At 70.5% G+C, this 24,030-nt stretch carries 23 protein-coding genes and 1 pseudogene; 15 read left to right on the top strand and 9 right to left on the bottom strand.

Going from position 1 to position 24,030, the window contains the following annotated elements; genetic code table 11:
- Positions 1-240 precede the first annotated feature (240 nt).
- The gene (locus tag OG928_RS35375; RefSeq protein ID WP_331766082.1) at positions 241-1,023 is read left to right on the top strand and encodes a CoA transferase subunit A; all 783 of its coding nucleotides are present in this window, start codon (positions 241-243) and stop codon (positions 1,021-1,023) included.
- A complete protein-coding gene (locus tag OG928_RS35380; RefSeq protein WP_331766083.1) occupies positions 1,023-1,676 on the top strand; it encodes a CoA transferase subunit B in 654 nt (217 codons plus the stop codon). Before OG928_RS35375 ends, OG928_RS35380 begins: the two co-directional genes overlap by 1 nt.
- A 673-nt stretch (positions 1,677-2,349) precedes the next feature.
- Here OG928_RS35380 and OG928_RS35385 read toward each other — a convergent pair.
- Positions 2,350-2,907: a hypothetical protein gene (locus OG928_RS35385; protein WP_331766084.1), complete on the bottom strand. Its 558-nt coding sequence runs from the start codon at positions 2,905-2,907 to the stop codon at positions 2,350-2,352.
- A 201-nt stretch (positions 2,908-3,108) separates the two neighbouring features.
- Positions 3,109-3,867: a DeoR/GlpR family DNA-binding transcription regulator gene (locus tag OG928_RS35390; RefSeq protein ID WP_331766085.1), complete on the bottom strand. Its 759-nt coding sequence runs from the start codon at positions 3,865-3,867 to the stop codon at positions 3,109-3,111.
- Positions 3,868-4,235: 368 nt separating this feature from the next.
- Here OG928_RS35390 and OG928_RS35395 point away from each other — a divergent pair, with 368 nt between their 5' ends.
- The 6 genes and pseudogenes from OG928_RS35395 to OG928_RS35420 all read left to right on the top strand — a co-directional run bounded on the left by OG928_RS35395 (position 4,236) and on the right by OG928_RS35420 (position 10,198).
- Entirely contained in the window at positions 4,236-5,063 is an 828-nt protein-coding gene (locus tag OG928_RS35395) for an endo alpha-1,4 polygalactosaminidase (protein WP_331768229.1), read from the top strand.
- Positions 5,064-5,536: 473 nt separating this feature from the next.
- A pseudogene (locus OG928_RS35400) lies at positions 5,537-6,004 on the top strand (extracellular solute-binding protein); the annotation flags it as partial.
- An 11-nt stretch (positions 6,005-6,015) separates the two neighbouring features.
- Complete coding sequence (locus OG928_RS35405) at positions 6,016-6,969, top strand: sugar ABC transporter permease (RefSeq protein ID WP_331766087.1); 954 nt, start codon at positions 6,016-6,018, stop codon at positions 6,967-6,969.
- Entirely contained in the window at positions 6,966-7,862 is an 897-nt protein-coding gene (locus tag OG928_RS35410; RefSeq protein ID WP_331766088.1) for a carbohydrate ABC transporter permease, read from the top strand. The genes OG928_RS35405 and OG928_RS35410 overlap by 4 nt, the downstream gene beginning before the upstream one ends.
- Before the next feature lie 69 nt (positions 7,863-7,931).
- Complete coding sequence (locus OG928_RS35415) at positions 7,932-8,888, top strand: carbohydrate kinase family protein (protein WP_331766089.1); 957 nt, start codon at positions 7,932-7,934, stop codon at positions 8,886-8,888.
- On the top strand, positions 8,888-10,198 hold the full coding sequence (locus OG928_RS35420) for an alpha-glucosidase/alpha-galactosidase (protein WP_331766090.1): 1,311 nt from the start codon (positions 8,888-8,890) through the stop codon (positions 10,196-10,198). The genes OG928_RS35415 and OG928_RS35420 overlap by 1 nt, the downstream gene beginning before the upstream one ends.
- A gap of 152 nt (positions 10,199-10,350) precedes the next feature.
- On the opposite strand, the gene OG928_RS35425 is transcribed toward OG928_RS35420, so the two are convergent.
- Entirely contained in the window at positions 10,351-11,331 is a 981-nt protein-coding gene (locus OG928_RS35425) for an alpha/beta hydrolase (RefSeq protein ID WP_331766091.1), read from the bottom strand.
- A gap of 265 nt (positions 11,332-11,596) precedes the next feature.
- On the bottom strand, positions 11,597-12,007 hold the full coding sequence (locus OG928_RS35430; RefSeq protein ID WP_331766092.1) for an organic hydroperoxide resistance protein: 411 nt from the start codon (positions 12,005-12,007) through the stop codon (positions 11,597-11,599).
- Between the two features lie 87 nt (positions 12,008-12,094).
- Between OG928_RS35430 and OG928_RS35435 the strand changes: the two genes are divergently transcribed.
- The gene (locus OG928_RS35435; protein WP_331766093.1) at positions 12,095-12,694 is read left to right on the top strand and encodes a TetR/AcrR family transcriptional regulator; all 600 of its coding nucleotides are present in this window, start codon (positions 12,095-12,097) and stop codon (positions 12,692-12,694) included.
- A 63-nt stretch (positions 12,695-12,757) separates the two neighbouring features.
- On the opposite strand, the gene OG928_RS35440 is transcribed toward OG928_RS35435, so the two are convergent.
- Entirely contained in the window at positions 12,758-13,492 is a 735-nt protein-coding gene (locus OG928_RS35440; protein ID WP_331766094.1) for a Crp/Fnr family transcriptional regulator, read from the bottom strand.
- Between the two features lie 23 nt (positions 13,493-13,515).
- Here OG928_RS35440 and OG928_RS35445 point away from each other — a divergent pair, with 23 nt between their 5' ends.
- Entirely contained in the window at positions 13,516-13,782 is a 267-nt protein-coding gene (locus OG928_RS35445; RefSeq protein ID WP_331766095.1) for a YciI family protein, read from the top strand.
- Positions 13,783-13,854: 72 nt separating this feature from the next.
- On the opposite strand, the gene OG928_RS35450 is transcribed toward OG928_RS35445, so the two are convergent.
- Entirely contained in the window at positions 13,855-14,679 is an 825-nt protein-coding gene (locus tag OG928_RS35450; RefSeq protein ID WP_331766096.1) for an MBL fold metallo-hydrolase, read from the bottom strand.
- Between the two features lie 489 nt (positions 14,680-15,168).
- Between OG928_RS35450 and OG928_RS35455 the strand changes: the two genes are divergently transcribed.
- From OG928_RS35455 to OG928_RS35470, 4 genes are all read left to right on the top strand, one after another.
- Positions 15,169-15,876, top strand: a complete 708-nt coding sequence (locus tag OG928_RS35455; protein ID WP_331766097.1) for a SigE family RNA polymerase sigma factor — start codon at positions 15,169-15,171, stop codon at positions 15,874-15,876.
- Positions 15,873-16,829 (top strand): hypothetical protein, encoded by a 957-nt coding sequence (locus OG928_RS35460; protein ID WP_331766098.1) that lies wholly within the window; start codon positions 15,873-15,875, stop codon positions 16,827-16,829. Before OG928_RS35455 ends, OG928_RS35460 begins: the two co-directional genes overlap by 4 nt.
- Before the next feature lie 111 nt (positions 16,830-16,940).
- Complete coding sequence (locus tag OG928_RS35465) at positions 16,941-17,738, top strand: thymidylate synthase (protein ID WP_331766099.1); 798 nt, start codon at positions 16,941-16,943, stop codon at positions 17,736-17,738.
- Positions 17,735-18,238 carry a dihydrofolate reductase gene (locus OG928_RS35470; RefSeq protein WP_331766100.1) on the top strand — a complete coding sequence of 168 codons (504 nt, stop codon included), beginning with the start codon at positions 17,735-17,737 and terminating at the stop codon, positions 18,236-18,238. Before OG928_RS35465 ends, OG928_RS35470 begins: the two co-directional genes overlap by 4 nt.
- A 314-nt stretch (positions 18,239-18,552) precedes the next feature.
- Here OG928_RS35470 and OG928_RS35475 read toward each other — a convergent pair whose 3' ends face one another.
- The 3 genes from OG928_RS35475 to OG928_RS35485 form a co-directional block, all read right to left on the bottom strand.
- A complete protein-coding gene (locus OG928_RS35475) occupies positions 18,553-19,086 on the bottom strand; it encodes a GNAT family N-acetyltransferase (protein WP_406291525.1) in 534 nt (177 codons plus the stop codon).
- Positions 19,087-19,322: 236 nt separating this feature from the next.
- Positions 19,323-19,721, bottom strand: coding sequence for a hypothetical protein (locus OG928_RS35480; protein ID WP_331766102.1), 399 nt, complete (start codon positions 19,719-19,721; stop codon positions 19,323-19,325).
- A gap of 89 nt (positions 19,722-19,810) precedes the next feature.
- Positions 19,811-21,778 carry an aconitate hydratase gene (locus OG928_RS35485; RefSeq protein ID WP_331766103.1) on the bottom strand — a complete coding sequence of 656 codons (1,968 nt, stop codon included), beginning with the start codon at positions 21,776-21,778 and terminating at the stop codon, positions 19,811-19,813.
- Positions 21,779-22,456: 678 nt separating this feature from the next.
- On the opposite strand from OG928_RS35485, the gene OG928_RS35490 reads away from it, so the two are divergent.
- Entirely contained in the window at positions 22,457-23,992 is a 1,536-nt protein-coding gene (locus OG928_RS35490) for an MFS transporter (RefSeq protein ID WP_331766104.1), read from the top strand.
- Positions 23,993-24,030 lie beyond the last annotated feature (38 nt).

Genomic DNA, 24,030 nt, shown 5'->3' on the forward strand with positions numbered 1-24,030 from the left:
GCCAGGTGTAGCAAGGCGGCCCGAGCCCACCCCGAGGACGGCGCGCCCTTCCGCAGAGCAGCCGCTCCACCGGCGTCGCGAGTGCCTCAGCAGATACTCACCCACATTCAGCAGTGCTCCGTTATGGGGCTCTCCGCCATCGTGCGGTACCGGACTCCTTTCTAGGCTCTCCAGCAGTTGGTTCGGCGGTTCCTGCCTCGCCTGGCTGAGGTCGATCGCACGAGGGTGAAGGAGTTGTGGATGAGTCTGGACAAGGTGGTCGGGGATTCCGTCGAAGCGGTCGCCGATGTAGGGGAGGGTGCCTCCCTCGCGGTGGGCGGGTTCGGACTGTGCGGGATACCAGGAGTGCTGATCGAGGCCTTGCGCGAGCGAGCGGTCGGGGGCCTGCGGGTGGTCTCCAACAACTGCGGGGTGGACGACTGGGGGCTGGGGCTGCTGCTGCGCGAGGGACTGATCGCCCGTATGACCAGCTCCTATGTCGGCGAGAACAAGGAGTTCGCCCGGCAGTACCTCAGCGGGGAGCTAGAGGTGGAGCTGGTGCCGCAGGGGACGCTGGCCGAGCGGCTGCGGGCCGGCGGTGCGGGCATTCCCGGCTTCTACACTCCCGCCGGGGTCGGTACGCAGGTCGCGGACGGCGGGCTCCCCTGGCGCTACCGTCAAGACGGCACGGTTGCCGAGGCCTCGCCGCCGAAGGAGACGAAGACCTTCGGGGACCGGGAGTACCTCCTGGAGGAGGGCATTACCACCGACTTCGCCCTCGTGCGTGCTGCGGTCGGCGACCGGCACGGCAACCTCGTCTTCCACGCCTCCGCCCGCAACTTCAACCCGCTTGTGGCGATGGCGGGACGGGTCACCGTGGCCGAGGTGGAGGAACTCGTCGACCCGGGCGACATCCCGCCGGACCAGGTCCACCTGCCCGGCATCTTCGTCCAGCGCGTCGTCGCCGTCGCGGCGGACGACCCGGCTGCGGCCAAGCACATCGAGCGGCGCACGACGCGCCCGCGACTCGAGGAGACCGTCTGATGGCCCTGACACGCGAGCAGATGGCGGCCCGCGCCGCCCGGGAACTGGCGGACGGCTCGTACGTCAACCTCGGGATCGGCCTGCCCACCCTGATCCCCAACCACCTCCCGGAAGGCATCGAGGTGGTCCTTCACTCGGAGAACGGCATTCTCGGCGTCGGCCCGTACCCGCACGAGGAGGACATCCATCCCGACCTGATCAACGCGGGAAAGGAGACGGTGACCACCACCGCCGGAGCGTCGTACTTCGACTCCGCACTCTCCTTCGGGATGATCCGCGGCGGTCACATCGACGTCGCCGTCCTGGGCGCCATGCAGGTCTCCGCCTTCGGGGACCTGGCCAACTGGATGATCCCCGGAAAGATGGTCAAGGGAATGGGCGGCGCCATGGACCTGGTCCACGGCGCCCGGCGGGTCATCGTGCTGATGGAACACACGGCCAAGGACGGCTCCCACAAACTGGTGGAGGAGTGCACGCTTCCCCTCACCGGATGGGGAGTGGTGAACCGGGTCATCACCGATCTCGCGGTGATCGACATCTCTGCGTCCGGTCTGCTGCTGCGTGAGACGGCCCCGGGCGTAAGCGTGGAGGACGTCCGGTCGGCCACCGGCGCGGAGCTGGCCATCGCGGCAGACCTGGCCGTCTACGGCTGAGCTGGACGCACGGCAGTGGCAGGACAGCCTCGATGATGCAACGGGGTAGGGCCCACGGGCCGATTCCCAGGCTGTGGGCTGCAGCACCATTCTGTGCAGGCGGAAGCGGCTCCTACGGTTACGGACACCCCGGTGTCCCGGCCACCTGCACAGACGGCCGTCTCCCGGGCCGTGCGATCGAGTCGATCGCGTGTCGCCCGCACAGGGAGCCGCCATGCTGTCGCGTGAAATATGTCCGAATCCGCTGCCATCCACGATGCGAGGCCGCCCCCGGAGGGGAGGGGACGATGGCACCGCGCGCTCGGCCGGATGACCGCGGTCGTGGCCCTGGTGATGGGGGCGGCGCTTCTCTCGCCCGCACCCGCCGCCGCGGCCGCCATCTCCCTACAGAAGATCAGCAACTTCGGTGCCAACCCTGGTGCGCTGAACAGGTGTATCCACCCGTGAAGTCGTGATCATCCTGTCGTTTGGAGGAGGTCGTCGATCCAGATCATTGAGGCGCGGAGGTGGAGGCCCGCGTCGTAGCTCGCGGGAGTCTTGTCGTAGCGGGTTGCGATACCTGGAACTCCGGATCGCCGCCGCTCCGGCGCTGGAGGCCGCCGCCGTCGGCGTCGTCCGGCCGGCCGTGGACCCACCCGCCGTGGTCGAGGGCGACCACCTCACCCCGGAGCGCCTATCCGCGGCGGATGGTGGCGATGAGGCCGGGGTGGGTGGCGGTGAAGGAGTCGAAGAGTGCGCGCAGTTGTCCTTCGCGGCGCTCGCCGGCCTGTCGGAGTGCGATGTCTTTGGGGTAGGGACGGAATTCGTGGCACCATGCCCGCTCGAGCACGGTGAGAGCGGCGTACAGGCGTGCGCGTTCGGCGTGTTCCGGCGCGGCGGGCGGGTCGTCCGAGCTCGGCGGCTCCTCCTCGAGGCCGAGGTGGGTGACGGCCAGGCCGCTGGGTCGGTCGAGCCACCGGGCGGTCTGGGAGAAGAAGGTCGGCCCTTCGTTCGGTCCGAAGTCCACGCCGTAGACGAGGTCCATGTTCTGGCTCAGCGCATCCATCACGTGCGCTTGGAGCCGCTCGGCCTCGGGGCTACCGGGCCCGGTCAGTCGCCACTCCAGGACTTCGAGGGTTCCGATCGACGGCCAGAACATGAACATCGCGCGTCCGGGCCTGCGACTGCCCTTGCCCGTCAGCTTGCGGACTCGACGCTTCTGCCGAGCCATCGTGCGGCGACTGCGACTCACGGGGTCGCTCCCTTGATCTGCCGGGATATCAGTGCCATTCGCGTCCTTTCGGCGATGCCGGGGCTGTCCGAGTCCGGACTCTCGCGAGAGTATCGCCCATGGTCGAGGTTCCGGGAACACCGTGCCGCGGGTGACGGCGCGGACGGGCTCGATCCGCGCAAATGCCGTGCCGGTGGCGGGGGTTGGCGGGGTCGGTCGGGGTCAGGCGACGGTTACCAGGACCCCGGCGTCGGTGATCCTCGCCAGTTCGTCCTGCGGGGCGTCGTGGTCGGTGACGAGGTGGGCGATCGCCGACAGTGGGCAGATCCTCGCCAGCGTCACCTTTCCGATCTTCGAGTTGTCCGCCACCACGATGGTGTGGCCGCTGCGGTCGGTGAAGACCCGGTCGGTGGCGGCTTCGAGCTGGTCGTGGGTGGTGCAGCCGTGTGCGGCGCTGATGCCGTCCACGCCCAGGAAAGTCACGTCGGTGTAGTAGTCCGCGAGGGTCTTCTCGGCGATGGGGCCGACGAGTTCGTAGCTTTCGTTGCGTGCGGTGCCGCCGATGACGACGAGCGTGACGTCCTTGTGCAGGACCAGCTCCGCGGCGATGTTGACCGCGTTGGTGACGATGGTGACGGGTCCGCGGTCGGCGAGGATGCGGGCGATCTCGGTGGCGGTGGAGCCGCCGTTCAGGCCGACCACGGCCTTCGCCGGCACCAGCGCGGCCGCGGCCCGGGCGATCGCCAGCTTCTCCGGTCGGCGGCGCTCGCTGCGGTACTGCATCGGTGTCTCGAGGCCGATGTTGCCCAGGGACGCCCCGCCGTGGGTGCGGCGCAGCAGGTTCGACGCGTCCAGGTGCTGGAGGTCGCGCCGCACCGTGGCTGCCGAGACCGCCAGGATCCCGGCCAACTCCTCGACGCTCACGCTTCCCTGCGCGGAAACGTGCTCGAGGATGCGCGCATGACGCTCGGTTCTCAGCATGTGCGCAGCATATCCGTGCGCATTCGCGCAGTCACTCGGCTCCGGAATCGCGTCCGGAACGGTACCCGAAATGCTGTCCGGAGTGGGACCCGGAGCGTGAACGGCGCGCGTTTTCCCGCCGTCCGCCCGCCGTCCGCCCGCCGTCCGCCGACCGTCGGCGCGGCAACTCCCGTGAGCACCATGCGCAAAGGCGATCCCTTGACATGACGAATGTTGCTCGATTTACTGCTGCGACGCCGAGGGCAGTGCAATCGGCGCAAAGGTACGCCCAGCCGGTGGACGGCGTGAAGCCGCAAGCCCGGACAAAGTCGCCAGGATGCTGCCGGCATCCGAGGCGGGGACGTATCCTCCGCATCTGGAGTTCGATGATGAACGCCCTCCTCCCGCGCAGATCCGCCCGACGTCTCGCCGCCTTGGTGGCGACCACCGCGGCGGTCGCGGGCTCCCTGTTCGTCTCCCCCTCCGCGAGCGCGGCGGCGGCCGGCCCTGTCACGTTGCCCCCGGCGCACGCGGGGTTCGACTATCAGATCGGCGGCGCGTACACCCCGCCGGCCGGTGTCGGAGTGGTCACCCGCGACCGCACGGCCGCCCCGGCGCCGGGGCTCTACAACATCTGTTACGTGAACGCCTTCCAGGCCCAGCCGAACGCCGAAAAGGAATGGGACGCCGACCTGTTGCTGCGGGACGGCAACGGCAAGGTCGTCTACGACGGCGCCTGGGGCGAGGCCCTGCTGGACCTGCGCACCGCCGCCAAGCGCACCCGGGTCGCCGCGAAGGTGAACGGCTGGATCGACGAGTGCGCGAACAAGGGCTACCAGGCCGTCGAGCCCGACAACTACGACAGCTTCGAACGCTCCCGGAAGCTGCTCACCACCACCCACGCCAAGGCGTACATCTCCCTGCTGTCCGCGCACGCCCACCAGCGGGGCCTGGCGATCGGGCAGAAGAACACCGCCGAGCTGGCCGGGGATCGCGCCCGGACCGGTCTCGACTTCGCCGTCGCCGAGGAATGCGGCGAGTTCACCGAATGCGGCGACTACACCGAGGCGTTCGGTGACCACGTGATCGCGATCGAGTACACCGCGAAGGGCCTGTCCAACGCCTGCAAGGGTTGGGGCGACACGTTGAGCATCGTCCGCCGCGACGTCCAGGTCAGCCCCCTGGGAAGCAGCGGTTACCTGCGCCAGACCTGCTGATCCCCTCCCCCGACGGCCCGGCGCCCCGGCCCGCTCGAACCCGGCGCCGGGCCGCACGCCCGGCTCGCCCTCCCCGCCCGGCACCTTCCCCGCCCGGCACCTTCCCCGCCCGGCATCCGCCGGCACCCACCGGCCCGCGCCCGGCTCGTACCCGGCCCGCGTTCGCCGCCCGGGGCCCGGCTCCCCCGGCGATCCTCGCCGCCGGGCCCCCTTCCTCCACCCGCACCCGCCCTGCGTGAGTGGCCTTCCCCCGCCCGGTGCGTCCTCGCGCGCACCCGTCCCGGCCCGCCTCGCGCGTTTCGAAGTTCCCTGGAGGTCCCATGGTTTTCGGCCGGCACCATCCCTCCGGTCTCTCCCGTCGCGGCCTGCTGCGCGTCGGCGCCGGCGCCGCGGTCGCGACGGCCCTGTCCGGGTGCGGCGGCACCGACGACGGCGTGGGCGCCGACGGGCGCGTCACGATCGAGATGTGGCACGGGCAGACGGACACCGGCCCGTGGCAGATCCCGGACATCACCCAGGCGCAGATCGAGTACCACGTGGTCCCGCTGCCGAGCTACAGCGGGCGGCCGATGACCATCTGCGGGCCCGACACGTGGACGGTGTTCGACAACGGCGGCGCCCGGGTGCGCGCCGCACGCACCTTCGTGTCCTGGCTGGCGCAGCCCGACCAGGACGTCGAGTGGGACATGCAGGTCGGCAGCCTGCCGCTGAGCCGGGCCAGGCCCGAATGGCGCTCGCACGCCGCCGAGACCGCGGGCCTGGACGTGTTCACCCGGGCCCTGGAGACGGCGCGCGTGCGCCCCGCGCACCCCGCCTATCCGCAGATCTCGATGGCCCTGGGAGAGGCCATCGTCTCCGTGTTGCTCGGCAAGAGCAGTCCGGCCCGGGCACTGAACCGCTGCGCCGCCACGGCCAAGGCCGCCCTCGTCATACCGCGTTGAGGAGCCCTTCCATGTCATCACTGCCCGCTCCACTCACGCTGTCGGACCAGGATCGACGACGACGCACCCTGCGACGCAGGCGCCGTCGCGAGTCGGCGACCGCCTGGGCGTACGTGCTTCCCGCGGTCGTGGTCATCGTGGGCCTGAGCGTGGTGCCGTTCGTGTGGTCGCTGCTGTTGTCCTTCCGGGCCGACGACCTGGTGACGCCCAGCCGCTGGGTGGGCCTGGAGAACTACGACGCGCTCAGCCAGGACCCGCACTTCGGCCAGGCCGTGCGCAACACCCTGCTGTACACGGCGCCGTACGTGCCGTTGAGCATGGCCCTGGGCCTGGTGCTGGCCCTGGTGTTGAACCGGCGCATCCGACTGGTCGGGCTGTACCGCATCCTGATCTTCGTGCCGTTCATCATCTCGGAGACGGCGCAGGGCGTGCTGTTCTCCTTCATCCTGGACCCGGAGTTCGGCGCGGCCAACTCGGTCCTGCACGCGCTGGGGATCAGCCGGCAGGGCTTCCTCACCGATCCCGGACAGGCGCTGTCGGTCCTGGTGGCGATCTCGGTGTGGAGCGGCACCGGGTTCTGCGTGGTGATCTACCTCGCGGCCCTACAGGACGTACCGCCGTCGCTGCTGGAGGCGGCCCGCCTCGACGGCGCCGGACGATGGCAGCTGCTGCGCCACGTGGTGCTGCCAACGCTCACCCCCGTCACCGTCTTCCTGCTGCTGTGGCAGACGATCAAGGCGCTCCAGGTCTTCGACCTCGTCTACGTGACCACCAAGGGCGGCCCGCTGGGCTCCACCACCACCATCGTCTACTTCATCTGGGAGCAGGCGTTCAAGAACTTCACCGCCGGCTACGGCGCGGCGGCCGCCTACGTGCTCGCCGTCGCCCTGCTGGTGATCGGGGTGGCCATGCGGCTGATCCGCGGCCGCAAGCCCGCCACCGCCGTCGAGGGAGCCGCCAAGTGAGCGCGACCACCGCCACACCGCCGCAGGCGGCCCGCGCACAGGCCGAGCCGCGCGCGATGTCGGGCCCGCGCCGGCGCCGGCTGCTGCCCTTCAGCCCCTGGCATCTGCTGCTGGCACCCCTGTCCCTGCTCTTCGCGCTCCCCCTGCTCTGGCTGCTGCTCAGCTCGGTGATGACCAACGCGGAGATCAACCGGTTCCCGCCCGCGTTGTGGCCCTCGGGGATCGACCTCGGCGGATACCGGTACGTCCTGGGCAACGCCATGTTCCCCCGCTGGTTCGCGAACTCGCTGATCGTCTCGGCGGTCGCGGTCGCCTCGAACCTGGTCTTCGGGGCGTTGGGCGGCTACGCGTTCGCCAGGATGCGGTTCGCGGGCTCGCGCACTTTGATGGTCGCGATGCTCGCCACGATGGCGATCCCCTTCCAACTCACCATGATCCCCACGTTCCTGATCATGAAGCGGCTCGGGCTCATCGACACCCTCGGCGCGCTGATCGTTCCCTCCCTGGTGACGCCCTTCGCGGTGTTCATGCTGCGGCAGTTCTTCCTGTCCCTGCCCCGGGAGTTGGAGGAGGCCGCCTGGATCGACGGCTGCTCGCGGCTGCGGGTGTTGTGCCTGATCGTGCTGCCGCTGTCGCGGCCCGCGCTCAGCACGGTCGCCGTCCTGACCTTCCTGACCACGTGGAACGACCTGACCTGGCCGTTGATCGCGATCAACCACGACACCCACTACACCCTCCAGTTGGGCCTGACGACCTTCCAGAGCCAACACCACACCCAGTGGGCCGCCGTCATGGCGGGCAACGTGATCACCGTGCTCCCGGTACTGCTCGCCTTCCTGGGCGCGCAGAAGGCGTTCATCCAGTCCATCACCTCCAGCGGACTCAAGGCCTGAGCCCCGCCCGGGAGTTCACCCCCGGCGACCCCGCCCACCCGCCCCATCCGCCCGCACCCGGGAAGTTCGATGCCGCACACCTTCGACCTCCTCGTCATCGGCGACGCCAACCCCGATGTCGTACTCGGTCCCCTCGACGAGCCGTTGGCCTTCGGGCAACGCGAACACCTCGTCCCCACCGGCCTGCTCACCCTCGGCGGATCCGCCGCCATCACCGCCTGCGGCGCGGCACGCCTGGGCCTCGACGTCGCCATCGCCGGCCGCGTCGGCGACGACGACGCGGGCCGCTTCGTCCGCGCCGCGCTGGACGCCCGGGGCGTGGACACCACCGCGCTGCGTGTCGACCCGAACCTGTCGACACCGCTGACCACCGTGCTCACCCGCCGCGGCGGCGACCGCGCCATCGTCACCGCGTCCGGCACCCTCGCCGCCACCGGACCCGACGACGTCCCCGAGGAATTGCTCACCCGCAGCAGGCACGTGCACACCGCGTCCTACTTCCTGCTGCCCAAACTCGCCGAAGCCCTCCCCGACCTCCTGCGCACCGCCCGCGCGCACGGCGCCACCACCTCCCTGGACACCAACGACGACCCCGCCGGGCGATGGGACCCCGTCGGGCTCCCCGCCGTCCTGCGCGCCGTCGACATCCTGCTGCCCAACGCGCAGGAGGCCCTCGCCCTGGCCCGACTCCCCACCGCCACCCCGGAGCAGGCCGCCGCCCGGCTCGCCGCCCACGGACCGCTCGTGGTGGTCAAGAACGGCGACGCGGGCGCCTTCGCCCACGACGGCGCCGCCGTCCTGCGCACCCGGGGCATCCCCGCCCGGCCGCTCGACACGGTCGGCGCCGGCGACAGCTTCGACGCCGGCTACATCGCCGCCCTGCTCGCCGGCGAACCGCCCGACCGAGCCCTCGAACTCGCCGCCGCGTGCGGCGCCCTGTCCACCCGCGCCCATGGCGGCACCCCGGCCCAACCCACCTGGGACGAGGCTCTCGCAGCCGTCGCCCGCAACGGAAAGAACCAGTGATGACCCCCACGAGGATCGTATTCGTCGGCGCCGGCAGCGTCGTGTTCACCCAAGGGCTGTTGGCCGACCTCTTCGCCTTCCCGGAGCTCAAGGACGCGCACATCGCCCTGCACGACATCGACGCGGAACGGCTGGCCACCGCGCGCGGCGCGGCCCGCCTGATCGCCGACGAACGCGGCGCGAACCCCCGCATCACCACGCACGCCGACCGCCGCGAGGCGCTCGCCGGCGCCCACTTCGTCATCAACATCGTCCAGGTCGGCATGCGCGAGGCCACCCGGACCGACTTCGAGGTCCCCGCCCGCTACGGTGTGCGCCAGACCATCGGGGACACCCTCGGCATCGGCGGCATCTTCCGGGCCCTGCGCACCTTCCCGGTCCTCAAAGCCCTCGGCGAGGACATCGCCGCCGTCTGCCCCGACGCCTGGCTGCTCAACTACACCAACCCGATGGCGATGAACGTCGGCTACCTCGCCCGCGCCACCGGACTGACCCGCGTGGTGGGGCTGTGCCACTCCGTGTACTGGACCATGCGGGGTCTGTCGGAGCTGGTCGGCGTCCCCTACGAGGAGGTCGACTACCGCGCCGCCGGCGTCAACCACCAGGCCTGGGTGCTGCGCTTCGAACACGAGGGCAGGAACCTGTACCCGCAACTCGACGCCCTCATCGCCGAGGACGCCCAACTGCGCCGCCGCGTCCGCGTGGACATGTACCGCCGGCTGGGCTACTACCCCACCGAGACCAGCGAGCACTCCAGTGAATACGTCCCCTGGTACCTGGGCCACGACAGCGAGATCACCCGGCTGCGCCTGCCGATCGGGGCCTACCTCGGCATCGTCGACGAGAACACGGCCGCGTACGAGGAGACCCGCCGCGCCCTCGCCGCCGGGGAACCCGTTCCGGTCGAGTCCACCATGGAGTACGCGCCCCAGATCATCCACAGCATCGTCACCGGGACACCGCGCACGGTCTACGGCAACGTCCCCAACCACGGTCTGATCGACAACCTCCCCGCCGACGGAGTCGTCGAAGTGCCCTGCCTGGTCGACGCGTTGGGCGTACAGCCCACCCGCGTGGGCGCCCTGCCCCCGCAGTGCGCCGCGCTCAACCGCGCCTACCTGAGCGTGAACGACCTGGTCGTGCGGGCCGCCCTCGAGGACGACCCCCGGCACGTGCGACACGCCGCCATGGCCGACCCGGCCACCGCCGCCGCGCTGCCGGTGGAGCGCATCTGGGAACTGTGCGACGACATGGCGCGAGCCCACGGGGACCTGCTCCAGCCCTCCCTGCGCGCCGGCCTCGGCCACTGAGGAGCGAGCTGCGTGTGGGCGTCGTCGGGGTCGGGCAGCGCGCCGGACCGGCCGTCGGGGCCAACCGGCACGGCGCGGGTCGTGTCCTGCGCCGACCCCTCCCCGCGCGGCCGGGCCCAGGCCGTCGCGGCGCCCGCTGACGGCGGCCCCCCTCACGCCGGCAGGGAGGCGAGCCAGTCGGTCAGGAGACGGTTGACATCGGCGGGGCGCTCCTGCTGGATCCAGTGGCCGCAGCCGTCGAGGATGTGGGAGGAGACCAGGCCGGGCAGTGTGGTGGGGTACGCCGCGATCGCGTCGGCCAGCCACGTGGTCGAGGCGTCCAGGCCGCCGCCGACGAACAGCGACGGCCGGCGGATCGGGGCGCCGTCGAAGTCCGCGAGGTCTTCCCAGTCCCGGTCCATGTTCCGATAGCGGTTCAGCGCCCCGCTCAGGCCGGTGCGCTCGAACTCCCCCGCGTACACGTCGAGTTCGCTTTCACCGAGCCAGGCGGGCAGCCGGCCGACGGGGAAGCGCTCCCGCAGCGAGCCGCCGCGGCCGACGAAGTGCGGGTCGGGTGCGCCGGGTGCGGGCATGGTGTCGGCGGACAGGGCGGCGTAGAAGCCCGCGAGCCAGCCGCGCACGTCGGGCTCGATCTCGGCCTCGGCGCGACCGGGCTCCTGGAAGTACGAGACGTAGAACTCCTCTTCCCCGCCGATGCGCGCGAAGACCTCGCTGGGCCTGGGCCCGCCGCGCGGGGCGTAGGGGACGCTGAGCAGCCCCACCGCGCGGAAGACGTCCGGCCTGACCAGCGCGGAGTTGGCGGCGATCGTCGCCCCCCAGTCGTGCCCGACGATCACCGCGGACTCCTCGCCCAGGGCCCGCACCACCGCGGCGTTGTCCTCCACGAGTTCGAGCATCCGGTACGCGTCCGTGCCGGCGGGCCGGGAGGAACGGCCGTAGCCGCGAACGTCGATGGCGACCGCGCGGTACCCGGCCGCGGCCAGTGCCGGCAGTTGGTGGCGCCAGGAGTACCAGGACTCGGGAAAGCCGTGCACGAGCAACACCAGCGGCCCGCTGCCCTGCTCAACCAGGTGGGTCCGGCCGGCGGGCGAGGGGACCAGCCGGTGGGTGGCGTCCGCGACCTGCTGCGACATGAGTCCTCCAGGTTCTCGACCCGTCGTGCGTCAGGATCGGTTGCCCAGATCATGCGGGCGGCGACGCGATCACCGCGAGCCCTGTTGCCGCTTCGGCAAAATCCACCGAACCTCGCGCCCGCGCCGACGACGTCGCCGGAGTTGCGGGAGCCCACGGCCGAGAACCCCCGACCGAGCGGTCGGGGGTTTCCGTTGCCTACCCGATCGGCTACTGCTCTCCCGATCGGCTACTGCCCGCCCGATCAGCTACTGCCTACCCGATCGGCTACTCGGCGACGAGTTCCACCGGGATGTTGCCCCAGGTCGCGTTCGAGTACGGGCAGACCTGGTGGGTGGCCTCGATCAGCGCGCGGCCCTGCTCCGCGGACAGGTGCTCCGGCAGTTCCACGCGCAGGGTCACGCTCAGGCCGAAGCCGCCCTCGCCGTTCGCGTTCAGGTCGACCTCGGCCGTCACCGAGGCGTCCGCCGCGTCCACCTTCTGGCGCTTCGCCACGAGTTGCATCGCGCTCGCGAAACACGCCGCGTACCCGGCGGCGAACAGCTGCTCGGGGTTGGTCCCGACGCCGTCCCCGCCGAGCTCCTTCTGCATGCCCAGCTTGACGTCCAGCTGCCCGTCGGAGCTGACCGCCCGCCCGTCCCGTCCGGCCGAGGTCGCGATCGCGGTGTAGAGGCTCATGGTCCCGCCCTTTTCCAGTAGTAGACAGATCTTTCTGTCTGGGTTGTGAGGCCGAATATAGACAGACCTGTCTGGTAAAGTCAAGGTGTGAGTACGACAGCCTCCGAGCACCGCCACGAGAGTCCGGCCCGCCGCCGCGTCCTCGACACCGCCACCACGCTCTTCTACGCGCAGGGCGTGCACGCCGTGGGCGTCGACCGGATCATCGCCGAGGCCGGCGTGGCGAAGGCGACGTTCTACAAGCACTTCCCGTCCAAGGACGAGCTGGTCTACGCGTACCTGGAGGAGCAGTACCGCTCGCAGCGCCAAGCGGCCACGGCGATGTTGGCGGCCTCGGCCGACGTGCCGCCGCGCGACGTCCTGCTGCGGCTCTTCGACCTGATGAGCGAGATCGGCCGCGAACCCGGCTTCCGGGGTTGCCCGTTCATCAACGCCGCCGCCGAATTCCCGGAAGCCGCCCACCCGGTACGCAAGGCGGTCCTCGACCACCGCGCCTGGTTCCGCGCGATGCTGACGGACCTGCTGTCCGCCGCGGGCGACACCCGCCCCCGGTCGACCGCCGACATACTCATGCTGCTGCGCGACGGCCTGGCGGTCGGCTGCTACCTGGACGATGCCAACGCCATGCGCGACATCGTCCGCGACGCCGTGAACCGCGTCCTCGGCCCACCCGGCGACGCCGATTGAGCGGCGCGGCTCCGCGCACGTTCGTGGCTGGACTTCGGGACCGCCGCTCGGGCGCCGACCGTCTCAACGCTCGACCGGGCCCCGGGTTTCCCCGAACGACGCGGGGGCGGTCGCGCGCAGAGCGAGAAGCTCCGGTGCGAGCACGGCGACGCTCCGGCGCGTGACCTCGACCAAACCGTCGCGGCGCAACCGGGCGAGCAGGCGGTTGACCGTCACCCGGGTCGTCCCGAGCAGGTCGGCCAGATCCTGTTGCGTGCCCGGCAGCTCGGCCCGGGCTTGGCCGGATGCCGCCGCCTGCGTCAACAGCCAGGTCGCCGGCCTGGCCTCGACGGGCAGCGTGGCGGCGTCGGCGAACCGCTCCTGTTGATGCCGGGCGTGCTCGGCGAGCAGGCGCAATACGTGCCGACGCACTGCCGGCACGTCGTCGACCAGTTCCTCGAATCGGGTCCGCGGGAGACTGCGCACGGAGCATTGGGAGGCCGCGGTGAGGGTGGCCGTGTGCCCACGACCATCGATCACGGCGACCTTGTCCAGCGCGCACGGTCCCGTCCAGTCGCCGAAGCGCACGACCCGACCGCCCGCCGTGGTGGTGGCGGCGGACACCCGGCCGCGCAGCAGCAGAAGGAGATGCTCGGCCGGATCGCCGGTCCTGCGGATCACCTCTCCCGCGCGGTGGCGGCGCGGTAGCGAGTCGAACCACAGCGCGCGCAGCCGATCCTCGGGCAGCGCGGCGAACAGGGGCACGGCGGCCAGCGCCCGCCATGCCGCCGATGTATCGGCTGATACTGAACTTCCCATCGGCAGACCGTACCGTCGGCCGCATGATGATCCTCGAGTTGGCCTTCACCGCTTCCCCGGAACGCCTCGCCGCACGTCCGGCGCACCGGTCGTTCCTCGCCCGGCTGCACGAGGAGGGGCGCCTGCTCGCGGCGGGTCCCTGGGCGGACGACTCGGGCGCGCTGCTGGTATTCGATACGGAGCGCGCGGAGCTGGAGGACATCCTCGACGCCGATCCGTACTACCGCACGCCGGGTGTCACGGTCGCAGGCATCCGCGAATGGGCACCGGTGGTCGGCCCGACACGCTGACGGGCGGTTTCAGCGGCGACCTGTCCAAGCCGTGCACCGCTGCGCAGGTTGGCCGCGGCCAGGCTTCGGGAGCTAGTGTCCACCGCCGTGTCCGCCGCCGCTCGGCTCGAAGCCGGCCAGCATCTGCTCCAGCGCGGCCTGGTCCGGGCCCACGAACGGGGACGACCCGGCCGCCGAGCTCAGGGTGTCGATCATCGAACCGGTGATCCCCTGGGCCGGTGGCAGGTGTGTCGAGAGGATCAACTCGGGCTCCCTGTCCCGCAGCGGCCGGAAACTGTCGAGGAATCTCCCGACGTCCACGTTCTGCACCCACGGACTGTCGACCGAGGCCCAGAGGAGCTGCGCGGCCCGCAGGTCCTCGGGGTCGAGCGCACCGACGTCATCACCTTCCGCCAGGTCGGCGCCGGTGAGCGGCCCTCCGAAGCAGTCGGAGCTGAAGCACACCCCCGACCGGTCGTCGAAGAAGCCGACCGTGGCCGGGTTGTCGAACAGCGGCGGCCGGAACCCGGTGAGGGTGCGGTCGCCGACGTCCAGGGTCTGCCCCGGGTTGAGCAGGTACACGCGATCCAGCGGCAGAGGCCGCTCACAGGACATGATCCCGACGGCCAGGAACGTGGTCACGAGACGTGCCCGGGGTGCCGCGGCCAATAGATCGAAGATCCCGCCCGTGTGATCCCGGTCGGGGTGGGTGAGCCAGATCCACCGCACGTCCGCGGGATCCACCACGGACCCGACCGTCTCCAGGAAGTTCCGGTCGGGCAAGCCGAGGCCGGTGTCGACGACGACGGGTTCGGCGGCGAGCAGCACGAACGCGTTCACCGGGAGATGCCCGATGCCGGGCACTTCGAGGCTGTCACTCAACACGCTGATGTCGGGTCGGACCTTGTGAATACGCATGCCGATCTCCAGGCCCCCCAGAGCTGATGATCGCGCCGCGGCCTACCCATCCATCGTCGTCCTTGCCCACCGACGCCGCACCCCGGCGGCGCGACCCGAAGGAGAGGGCTCGGCGAGGCTGACGAGGCCCACGGGGTCGCGCTCGCCCGGGGTGGTGGGCGATCCTCGTGCCGAACCGGCACGGTTGCGCCGGGCACCGGTGTCGTCTCGCTTCGCCCCCGACGCACGAGGGGGCGCGTCCGCGGGGTGACTCCGGCTGCGTCGGACGTCGTCGGGGTTCGCCGGGCCGATCGTGCCGGAGATCAGCGGCGCGTCGAAGAATTCCCGCCGGGCGAGCAGCACTTCGCGCGCGACGGCCCGTCATATGGGCGTAGACACATCCACACGGACGTGGTCGCCCTCGCACCGGCGGCCCGCGGCCACGTGACGGCAGGGGGAACCGATGACGGGACCGGGCAGCACCACATTGCGGGGGCCGGCGGGTGGCCGATGAGGCAGCGGACGGGGCAGGAGGTCGATGACGACTTCCGGGGGTTCATGACCAGTCGGTGGTCACGCCTGCTGCGTGCGGCCTACCTGCTCACCGGCAACCACCACGACGCGGAGGACCTCACGCAGGCCGCGTTCGCCCGGGCGTACGCGAAGTGGGAGCGGGTCGACAACAGCGACAACCCCGACGCGTACATGTGGCGGATCCTCGTCCACACCAACGCGGACAGGCTTCGCCGCACGAGGCTGCGCGAGTTGCTCACCGCCCACATACCCGACCGTGCCACCGTCGACGGCACCGGCCGGATCGAAACCCGCAGCATCCTGGTGGAGGCACTCGCCCGGCTGCCCAGACGGCAGCGCACGGTCATCGTGCTCTGCTATTTCGAGGACATGAGCCACGCCCAGGCGGCCGAGGTGCTCGGCACCAAGGCGACGACCGTACGAAGCCAGGTCGCCCGCGCACTCGCGAAGTTGCGCGTCGACGGCGCCCTGACGAGCGCCCAGGCTCCCACCGCTCCTGCGTCGCCGCCCCTCGATGACGAGACCCCGGGGCCCCCGGCCGCCGAGTGCGCGAAACCCCACGACTCCGCGGTCACCCGCAGCCGTCCGGAGCCCCCGAGTTCCCCGCGGCCGGGCCGCTCCCGTCCGCCGAGCACCCCGAACCCCCCAGAGGCATCCGACACTTCGAAAGCGGTCACCGCATGATGACAACGGACGAGGCGCTGCTGCGCGACGCGTTGCGCACCGCCGCCCCCGACGACCACGTTCGTCCCGCACCGGTGGAACGGGTGATGGCCCGCGGCCGCAACCTGCGTACGCGCAGGCGCCGGGCATGGACGGTATCCGCCGCCGGCCTTCTCGTCGGCGCCGCCGTCGTCCTGGTCGGGATCCCCGGATCGAGCGCATCCGACCCCGCGCGGCCGACCCGGACGGTGTCGTCCCTGCCGCCGGTACTGACCCCTCCGCACGTGCTCCAGGTAGGCGAGGGCCTGGACGTCGGGAACGGATACACGCTGCGGATGGGCGCGGAGCGGGCCACGATCAAGCGTGAGGGCGGCCCCACCATGGTCGTGGACCTGCGCCGACCCAAGACGGACATCCGGGCCTACGCGCAGGAGCGATACGACGGCGAGTCACTCCTGCTCGGCGGCTACTATTTCGGGACACAACCCGCCGCGGGCGCGCGCATCGAACTCCACGGGCGCACGTTCGACGCACTCGTGGTGACGCTGCCGGGAAGCCCCGACTGGTCGATCTTCTACGTCCCGCCGGTCCCGTGGCCGGGCGGCTACAACATGGCCGACCGGATCAAGGTCACCGTGTACGCCGCCGACGGCTCCGTCATCGTCAAGACCACGAGCGACGCGGTCACCACGCCGCCGCGCCCGGGCGAGACGGTCCCCGCACCGGACCCCGCCGACTTCACGGAACTCGGCCCCCCGCCGTTGCCGACGGGCGTACCCCCCGCTGGGAACCCTCCGGCCGACCCCTCCGGCGGAAACACAACAACCGGCAGCGACTCGTTCCCCGGGTCGATCCACGTCGACAGCCTGCCCGGGAGCACGACCACGACGGGCGGCTCGATGTCGGCACCGCTCCTCCCGCCCGCGATGCCGTCCGCCGGGGGCGAAGCTCCCGGCGACAGCGACTCTTCCTGACCTCGTTCCGTGCGGCGGGCCACGGGATCGCGGCGCTGACTTCGAAGCGACGTCGGCCCCGGCGGCCACGCGTGCGGTGTCCGGGGTAGGTGGCCAGTAGACTCGACGGCTGTGGCGGATACCCAGTACGAAGACCTGTTGAAGCTGGTGCTCACCTCCGGGACGGCCAAAGCCGACCGGACGGGCACCGGTACCCGAAGTGTCTTCGGGCACCAACTGCGCTACGACCTCTCGCAGGGGTTCCCGCTGGTCACCACCAAAAAGGTGCACCTCAGGTCCATCGTGTACGAACTGCTGTGGTTCCTGCGTGGCGACTCGAACGTCGGCTGGCTGCATGAGCACGGCGTCACCATCTGGGACGAATGGGCCGACGCGAACGGCGAACTCGGCCCGGTTTACGGCGCGCAGTGGCGCTCCTGGCCCACCCCGGACGGCAAGCACATCGACCAGATCAGCGACGTTCTCGACACTCTGCGCCGCGACCCGGACTCCCGCCGGATGATCGTCTCCGCGTGGAACGTCGCCGAGCTGAGCAAGATGGCACTCGCGCCGTGTCACGCGTTCTTCCAGTTCTACGTCGCCGACGGCAAGCTCTCCTGCCAGCTGTACCAGCGCAGCGCGGACCTGTTCCTCGGCGTCCCGTTCAACATCGCCAGCTACGCCCTGCTCACGCACATGGTGGCGCAGCAGGCCGGCCTCAAGCCGGGCGACTTCATCTGGACCGGCGGCGACTGCCACGTCTACGACAATCACGTCGAGCAGGTCACCGAGCAGCTCTCGCGCACCCCGTTCGAGTTTCCCGAGCTGCGTCTGCGCCAAGCCGACTCGCTGTTCGACTACGCCTACGCCGATGTGGAGGTGCTCGACTACCAGCACCACCCGGCCATCAAAGCCCCGGTCGCGGTGTGAACGTCGGGCTGATCTGGGCGCAGACCCTCGATGGCGTGATCGGCGCGGACAACGCGATTCCGTGGCGACTGCCTGAGGACATGGCGCACTTCAAGGCAACCACCCTCGGTCATCCAGTGGTGATGGGGCGCAAAACATGGGATTCGCTGCCTCCGCGATTCCGCCCGCTGCCCGGCAGGCGCAACATCGTGGTGACTCGCGATCCACAATGGGTGGCCGAAGGCGCGGAACGTGCCGGGTCCATCGCACAGGCTCTGGAACTCGCCGCCGAGCCGTTGGAGCCGGCCGCCCCTGCTGAGGCATGGGTGATCGGCGGCGGGGAAATCTATCGTGCCGCCCTGGCATACGCCACGACGCTCTCGGTGACTGAAGTCGACTCGACGGTGGACGGCGACACCTACGCCCCGACACCGGACCCGACGTGGAAAGTCGCCGAGGACACGGGCTGGCAGTCCTCGACGTCCGGCCTGCGCTACCGCATCCGCAGCTACACCCGGTGACGGTCGACTCACCGCCCTGATCAACTTCTGAACCGACCCTGGCGCTCAAACGCGCAGGTCACGGGCTTGTAGCTGCCGGCCGACCGGCCAGAGGCCGCGGTCGGCGTCTTCGTGGCAGCCCACGAGAGAGACATCATCCGCGCTGGTCACGAGGCTAGTGCCGCGCCCGGCAACGTTCACCCCGTCGCGGCGCCCGGCACGGCCCCTCGCCGCACCACCGAAACGTCCAAGTACTCCAGTACGAGAACGTTCCGGCGCCACGCCGAGGCACCGCACCGGACACCGCGACGGGGTGAACGTTGCCGGGCGCGGCACTAGGAGGCGGGCCTGCCGGCCAGTTTCCTTTCCCAGAACACTTCATCGTGCCATGCGCCGTCGGCGTAGAAGTGGTCGTGGGCGATGCCCCATGAACTGAATCCGTGCTTGCGGAGGATCGCCTGGGACGCGACGTTCTCCAGTTGGGTGTGTGCCTCCAGTCGATGCAGATTCAGCTCGTCTTCGGCGATCCGCAGCGCGAGGCCGACGGCACGGCTCGTATGCCCGAGTCCCTGGTGGAGAGAAGAGACCCAGTAGCCGAGGAATCCCTTCTGGAACGGGCCGCGCAGGATCGAGCTGATGTTGACTTGCCCGATGACGGTCTCGTCGGAGACCACGACGCCGGGCCACGCGAGCCCCTGGCCATGGGAGGCCAGAAGGGATTCGATGACCGAGGCTTGCCCTTCGGGCGTGTAGAACTCTGCGGGCCTCGCGGGCAGCCAGCGCGCATACGCCTGCTTGTCCCGGGAGTGCAGGCCGGCGAGTGCGGGGCCGTCGGAGGGCTCGATCAAGCGAATCAACGTGGAGTTCACGGGTGCTCTGTTGTCCTGTCGGCTGCGGTAGTCGATCGGTTGCGCGGGAGCCTTACGGCGGTCGCGCCCGATGATCGGCTCAAGGATGCGGTCGATGCGCTCGGCGGCCTCGTCGTCCAGCTCGATCCCGGAGTCCGTGGCGCTCTGAGCGATCTACTCGGGCCTGGTCCCGCCGACGCTAGCACGGTGGAATACGCCACCGTCGGCCCGCAGTACTCGGGGGCAACAAACCGCTGTCAGCGATTGTGTGCCGTCCCGCTCGGCGGCTCTGGCGGTGCCGGCGGGGGTGGCGGGTCTCGGTGGATGTCGCTGCGCTGGAGCTGCCCGGTGGGGTCGGCCTGCCATTCGTGTGCGGCGGCGTGTCGGGCCGCGCGCTCGCTCAGGCGGCGGTCCGCGGCGCGGCCCGGGTCGATATGGCGGCGCCTCCGCGCCCCGGCGGCGACCATGGCCAGCGCCGCGCAGAAGAGCAGGGCGAGGGCGAGGCCGGCCAGGAATGCCGAGAGCGTATCGAGGGTGGCCATGTCACGGTCGAACATGCTCACGGTGTACTCGGGGCCCCCGGTGGTGTTGTACGCGATCAGCAGGGCCGCGAAGGCGGCACTCGCCGCCCCGAGGAGGAGTCCGATGATGATCACGACACTCACCTCCGTTCTGGTAGGTGCGGCGCCCTGTCAACGCTACGCCTGTCCCTACGACCGCCGACGACAAGGAAGCCGGCGACCGGTCAGGAGTCTGCGGACGCGGCCAACGCGGCAATCACGCCGCCGGCGAGGACAGTCGTGCGCTGACGTGGCGAGAGCCGGTGGGTGACCTGGTAGTCCTCGTTCTTGGTGGTGTTGTGAACGGTCGGCTTCGCTTCGGAGCCGTCGGCGGTCAGGATCGAGCGCAGCCCGGTCAGGAGCAGCCGGTCGCCTTGGTCGATGCGTTCGTAGTCGGTGGGGTCGGTGAACTCCAGTGGCAACACGCCGAAGTTGGCCAGGTTCTGCCAATGGATGCGCGCGTACGACTTGGCCAGGACGGCGCGCAGGCCGAGCAAACGCGGGGTGATGGCGGCGTGTTCGCGCGAGGAACCCTGACCGTAGTTGTCGCCGGCGACGATGAGGTGCGGACCGGCCCGGCGGGCGCGGTCGGGGTAGGTGGGGTCGATCCGGGTGAGCGTGAAGTCGGCGAGGCGAGGCAGGTTGGAGCGGTACGGCAGGGCTTGTGTGCCTGCCGGGCTGATCTCGTCGGTGGAGACGTCGTCGCCCGTCTTGAGCAGGACGGCGACGCGAAGTTCGTCCGGCAGGGCGTCGAGGGTGGGCAGCGCCGAGATGTTGGGGCCGCGTACCAGCTCGATCGCCTTGGCCTGCTCGGGCGGCAGCGGTGCCTCCAGCATCGCCTGGTTGACCGAGGCGTGCTCGGGGAGGTTCAAGAGCGGCAGGGTGACGCCTTCGTCCCGCGCCCAGGCCCGCGGGTCGGTGATCACGCCGGTCAAGGCGGAGGCGGCGGCGGTCTCGGGGGAGCACAGCCATACCGAGTCGTCCAGGGTCCCGGAGCGGCCCGGGAAGTTGCGCGGGAACGTGCGCAGGGAGTGCTGTCCGCTCGCGGGAGCCTGGCCCATGCCGATGCAGCCGAGGCAGCCCGCCTGGTGGATCCGCGCTCCGGCGGTGATGAGGTCGAACGCGGCTCCCATGTGCAGCAGATCCTGGAGGACCTCGCGTGAGCTGGGGTTGACGTCGAAACTCACCTCGGCCGAGGTCTGGCGGCCCTTCACCATCGCGGCGCAGACGGCGAAGTCGCGCAGTCCCGGGTTGGCGGACGAGCCGACGACGACTTGCCCGATCGGGGTACCGGCGACTTGGCGGACCGGGACCACGTTGCCCGGCGAGGTCGGCATGGCGACCATCGATTCGACGGTGTCCAGATCGATCCGGTCGGTGAGGTCGTAGTGGGCACCGGGCTCTGCCGCGATCGGCCGGAAGTCGTCTTCGCGGCCTTCCGCGCGCAGGAAGCCGCGGACGGCGTCGTCGGCGGGGAACACGCTCGCGGTGGCGCCGAGTTCGGCACCCATGTTGGCGATGACGTGGCGGTCCATGGCGGTCAGGCAGGCGAGCCCCGGGCCGTGATACTCCAGGATCCGGTCGCGTGCGCCCTTGACGCCGTGGCGGCGGAGCAGTTCCAGGATCACGTCCTTGGCGCTGATCCAGTCCGCCAACTCCCGCTCCAGGCGGATCCCCCAGATCTGCGGCATGGTGAGGTGGAAGGGCTCCCCGGCCATCGCGAGTGCGACGTCCAGGCCACCGGTGCCGATGGCAAGCATGCCCAGTGCGCCGCCGGCGCAGGTGTGCGAGTCGGAGCCGAGCAGGGTCCGGCCCGGCACGCCGAAGCGCTGCATGTGGATCGGGTGCGAGACGCCGTTGCCGGGCTTGGAGTACCACAGCCCGAACCGCTGGGCGGCGGAGCGCAGGAACAGGTGGTCCTCGGCGTTGCGTTCGTCCGCCTGCACGATGTTGTGGTCGACGTACTGTGCGCTCAATTCGGTACGCACCCGGTCCAGGCCGAGCGCTTCGAGTTCCTGCATCACCAACGTGCCGGTGGCGTCCTGGCACAGGGTCTGGTCGATCCGTAGCGCGATTTCCGTACCTGGAACCATCGAGCCGTCGACCAGGTGTGAGGCGATCAACTGTTGTGCGATCCCGAGCGGCTTTGTCATCGCGCTCACCTCCGGCACATCACGAGAAGGACGGGCACATCGACAGGGATGCTCTCCAGGGCGTGCCACACGCGACCCGCCGGTCGCGGTCGGGCGAGGTGCATCGAACTCGCCTCGCGATCAAGCTCGGCGCGCACCCGCAGGTCGTTCTCGGTCTCTCCCCGGCGCTGCTTTTCCCGCCTGGGGAGCGGAGGCCCGTGCATCGCTGCCACCTCTGAGCACACCGATCGGTGAACGGCCGCTACTGCGTAGCTGCCCGGAATAGCCGAGTTGTAACGAGGCCGATCCGAGAGCGCGTGGAGGATGAAGGGAGCAGCCATGAAAACGTTGCCGACCCGTACCCGCCCTATCGTCGATTCCTCTCCTTGGCGCGTCGGCGCGCGAGGGCTTCCGGTCACCGAGTGTGGCCGGCAGGAAGCGTAGAGACGCCGGGTTCTCCCGCCTCCGCCACCAAGCGGACTGTCGGGCCACCTATGTGCCCATCCGAGCTCGAAGCCGGGTCCCGACGCCTGATGGGCGGATTCCCGTCGGTAGCGGTAGCGGTAGCGGTGGCGGCAGCGGTGGCGCACGTCACATCACCGCGCTGTCACAGGGATCGGATCGCCGGTGTCCCTTGTGCGTCAGGTTGCCGCGCGAACGACCCGTGCGGCATGCAGCACCATGAGTGAGGACGAAGTCATGGCAACCACGAAGGCGCAGGCTCCGCCGGTCACTTCGCGCCGATGGGCCGCGCTGTTCTTCATCGGGTTGGCCCAGATCATGATCGTTCTGGACGCCACCGTCGTGAACATCGCGCTGCCGTCGCTCCAGGGGGACCTGGGGATCTCCGACGGCGACCGGCAGTGGATCATCACCGCGTACACGCTGGCATTCGGCAGCCTGCTGTTGCTCGGCGGCCGGATCGCCGACTACACCGGCCGCAAGCGAACCTTCCTGATCGCGCTGTTCGGCTTCGCCGGCGCGTCGGCGCTCGGCGGCGCGGCGGGCAACTTCGAGATGCTGCTGATCGCCCGTGTCCTACAGGGCGGGTTCGGCGCGCTGCTCGGGCCGTCCGCGCTGTCGCTGCTGACCGTGATGTTCACCCAGCCGAAGGACCGCGCCAAGGCGTTTGGGATCTGGGGCGCCATCAGCGCCGCGGGCGGCGCGATAGGGCTGCTTGCCGGCGGGGCGCTGACCGAATACCTGGACTGGCGCTGGTGCCTGTACGTCAACATCCCGATCGCCCTGATCGCGGCGATCGGCGGGTACGCGCTGCTGGCCGAGTCGCGGCACGCGGGCAAGGCCCGGTTCGACATCCCCGGCGTGCTGCTGGTGACCGGCGGGCTGGTCGCGCTCGTATACGCCACCAGCCAGGCCGAGTCCGCCGGTTGGGACTCGGCGAAGGTCATCGGCCTGCTGACCGCCGGCGCGGCGCTGCTCGCCGCGTTCGCCTTCGTCGAGAGCCGGGTGCCGCAGCCGCTGCTGCCGCTGCGGGTGATCGCCAACCGCACCCGCGGCGGCGCCTATCTGGCCGTGGGCCTGGCCGTCATCGGAATGTTCGGGGCGTTCCTCTTCATGACCTACTACATGCAGGTCGTCAAGGGATACTCGCCGATCAAGACGGGCGCGGCGTTCCTTCCCATGACCGCGGCGGTCCTGCTGTCGGCCGGCGGGCTCACCACCCGGCTGCTGCCCAAACTCGCGCCGCGGGCGCTGATCGTACCCGGCATGCTCATCAGTTCCTTCGGCATGCTGTGGATGGTCACCCTGGAGACCGGCACCGCGTACGCCCGCGGCGTGCTGGTCGCGCAACTCCTCCTCGGCTTCGGGGCGGGCATGATCATGCCGGCGGCCCTCAACTACGCCACCCACGGCGTCGACCCGGGCGACTCGGGCGTGGCCTCGGCCGGAGTCAACACCGCGCAGCAGATCGGCGGCTCGATCGGCATCGCACTGCTCAACACCATCGCCGCCGGCACGACCGCGGACTACCTGGACTCGCACGGCAGGAGCCCGGCCATCGCCAAGCGGGCAGTGGTGGAAGGCTTCGGGACGGCGAGCGCCTGGGCCGCGGGGATCATCCTGGTCGGCGCGCTGATCGTCGCCGTCCTGATGAACACCCCGCGCCCCAACCACCAAGCCGTCGCCGAGAACACCGAGACCGCGAAGACTGCCGAAAGCATCGAAAGCGCCGAGGCCGTCGAGACCGCCGAGCCGGTGCTCGCACACCCCTGATCCTCCGGCGGATCCACACCTCCCACGTGACCCATCCG

Source organism: Embleya sp. NBC_00896, from assembly GCF_045207785.1.
GTDB lineage: Bacteria > Actinomycetota > Actinomycetes > Streptomycetales > Streptomycetaceae > Embleya.